1 protein-coding gene is annotated in these 2600 nt (G+C 75.4%); it reads left to right on the top strand.

From position 1 onward, the window contains the following. On the top strand, window positions 1-2600 hold a 2600-nt coding region (locus SACPADRAFT_RS29760; RefSeq protein WP_007027212.1), incomplete at both ends, for a nitrate- and nitrite sensing domain-containing protein.

The following is a 2600-nucleotide window of genomic DNA, read 5'->3' on the forward strand; positions in this document are numbered from 1 at the left end:
GCCGCCGCGGCCGGGGCGGACCTCGCCGCGCCGCGGGCGGCCGTGGCGGAGCCGTTGGACGCGCTGTCCGACCTGCGGGAGCGGATCTCGTCCGGCCAGGTGGACGCGGTGGAGGCGGTGTCGACCTACTCCGACGCCACGGGGGCGCTGCTCGACCTGCACTCCGTTCTCATGGCGGGCATCACCGACGACGCCCTGGCGGTCACCGCCGACGGACTGCACCATCTGCTGGTGGCCCGGGAGGCGGTCTCGGTGCACCGGGCGCTCGTCGGGCACGGCCTCGCCCTCGGCCTCACCCCCAGCGACTACGAGGTCCTGCGGACCGCCGAGGTCCGGCGCGCCGACCGGATCGCCGAGTTCGAGGCCACCGTCTCCGGGCCGCAGCGCGAGCGGTTCACGCGCACGGTGCGGGACGGCCGGTTCGACACCTACGTCCGGACCGTCGACTCGGTGCTGTCGGGCGAGGACGCCGACGGGGAGGACTCCGGCACGCCCACCGCGCGGGAATGGTCGGACGCGGCCGGTGCCGTCTCCGGCTCGCTGGGGCGGTTCGTCGACGGGCTCGGCGCCGAACTCGCCGCGGGGGCGCGGAGTTCCGCCGACGACACGGCCGTCCGGGTCGGCGTGCTGGCCGTGCTGCTCGTCGTCGCGTTCCTGCTGGCGGCGGTGGTCGTGTTCGTGATCACCCGGCACCTGCTGCGGTCGCTGCGCGTGCTCCGCCGCAGCGCGCTCGACATGGCCGAGCACGACCTGCCGGACGCGGTCCGCGAGATCCAGGAGGGACGGTCGGACGGGACCGGGCCGGACCCGGTCGGTGTGCACACCCGGGACGAGATCGGACAGGTGGCCCGGGCGTTCGACGCCGTCCACGAGGAGGCGCTGCGACTCGCCGCGGAGCAGGCGACCATGCGTGCGGGCTACGCGGGCATGTTCGTGAACCTCTCCCGGCGCAGCCAGAGCCTCGTGCAACGGCAGCTGCAGCTGATCGAACGGCTCGAGGCGGACGAGGAGGACGCCGACCAGCTCGCGACCCTGTTCCAGCTGGACCACCTGGCGACCCGGATGCGCCGCAACAACGAGAACCTGATGGTGCTCTCCGGTGCCGAACCCGGCAGACGCTCCGGTCAGCCCGTCAGCACCACCGACGTGCTCCGGGCGGCGGTCTCCGAGATCGAGCAGTACCAGCGGGTGGTGGTCCGTACCCCGCCCGCCGTCGACGTGGTCGGCTACGCCGCGGGCGACCTCATCCGGCTCGTCGCCGAGTTGCTCGACAACGCCACCGCCTTCTCCGCGCCGGAGACACGGGTGACCGTCGCCAGCCGGATGCTGGACGACGGCACGTTGTCGGTCGAGGTCCTGGACGAGGGCATCGGCATGAACGAGGCCGAGATCGCCGAGGCGAACGGGCGGATCGGTGAGGCGGGCTCGGTGGACCTGACGACGTCGCGGCGCATGGGGCTGTTCGTGGTCGGCCGGCTGGCGGCCCGGCACGGGTTCGACGTCGTGCTCCACGGTGGTCGGGACATCACCGGGGTCCGGGCGTCGGTCACCGTCCCCGCGGAGGCGGTGACCGACGCCGGTGCGGCGGCCCGTCCGGAACCAGAGCCCGCCCCGACCCGGACGCCCGCGGCGGGGTCCGCGTCCACCCCGGCCGATACCGGCCCGCAGACCGGCCCGCAGACCGGTCCGCAGACCGGTCCGCAGACCCCGGACCCGCGACGCGGGACGGCCGCCGACGCCTACGGCGAGCCGGGGACACCGGCCGCCGGGACCGACCCGGCGGCGGGGGAGGGCACACCGCTACCGCGCAGGAAGCCCGGAGGACAGCGGCAGACCGCAGCGGGTCCGTCCCCGGCATCCCCGGCATCCCCGGCGGACGGGTGGCAGGCGGCGCCCGAGCCGACCGAGAGCGAACTCTCCGGCACGGCGTTGTTCACCCCGATCGGCTCCGACGGGGCCGGACCGGGGCGGTCGTCCACCCCGGCACCGGTGCGGCCGACGCCGTACCCGGGACGGCGGTCCGGTGGTCCCGTTCCCGGGGGCGGCGACGTCACGGGAACGGAGACCACCGACGTCACCGGAGCGGTGCCCGAGTGGCCTTCCGAGGAGGACGCGCCGGAACCGTCCGCACCGGCGCCGGGGGCCGACGTGGTGTCCCCGGGCGGGGGAGCCCCCGCCGAACCCGCCGGTGACCTGTCCGGACGGGAGCTGTTCCGCGCCAACAACACGACCGTCAGCGAGTGGTGGAACGCCGCCGTCAACGGCGGTACGGAGGCCGCCCCGTCCGGGACGTCCGAGGCGCAACGGCGGGCCCGGCAGGCCGCCTTCGACAACGCCGAGACGACGCCGATCTTCGACGAGATGGTCTCGGCGTGGTTCCGCAAGGTCACCGACGCGGCGGGGGCCGGCCGTCCGGAACGGAGCTGGGACTTCGCCGCCGACGAGAGCTTCCGGACGGTGGAGGAGGTTTCGCGTCGTGCGGATCCGCCGGAGTTCACCGACGCGGGCCTGCCCCGCCGACGGCGGGGTGAGCGGCTGCTGCCCGGCAGCGCCGCTCCGGCCGAGGGACGGGACACGCACACCACGGGCGGCGCGGAGGC

Source organism: Saccharomonospora iraqiensis subsp. paurometabolica YIM 90007, assembly GCF_000231035.2.
GTDB lineage: Bacteria > Actinomycetota > Actinomycetes > Mycobacteriales > Pseudonocardiaceae > Saccharomonospora > Saccharomonospora paurometabolica.